Origin of the sequence: Carboxydocella sp. JDF658, from assembly GCF_002049395.1 — a bacterium.
GTDB lineage: Bacteria > Bacillota.
The window spans coordinates 1-289 of the sequence record NZ_BDLR01000093.1 but is presented as its reverse complement, the minus strand read 5'-3'; the positions used below and the strand labels follow the sequence as shown (position 1 = coordinate 289).

Sequence of the window (289 nt, the reverse complement as noted above, 5' to 3'; positions counted from 1 at the left end):
CCGGGAGTGTAAGAGCCGCAAGGCTTTGAGCGGACCGGTACTAATAGGTCGAGGTCTTAACCTCAAAAGAACTCTGTGCGGTTTTGAGGGAGCAATCCCTTGAATTGAATAATGTTCCCCGATAGCTCAATGGTAGAGCGCCCGGCTGTTAACCGGTAGGTTGCAGGTTCGAGTCCTGCTCGGGGAGCCAGTCCGGTGGCAATGGCGGTGGGGCAACACCCGTACCCATACCGAACACGGCAGTTAAGCCCACCAGCGCCGATGGTACTTGGACCGCAGGGTCCTGGGA

Annotated in this window: 1 tRNA gene and 1 rRNA gene; both read left to right on the top strand. The window is 57.4% G+C overall.

From position 1 onward, the window contains the following. The first annotated feature begins 115 nt into the window (after nt 1-115). A tRNA-Asn gene (locus JDF658_RS11640) sits at nt 116-190 on the top strand. Between the two features lies 1 nt (nt 191). Continuing rightward, nucleotides 192-289 (top strand): 5S ribosomal RNA (gene rrf, locus JDF658_RS11635); the annotation flags it as partial.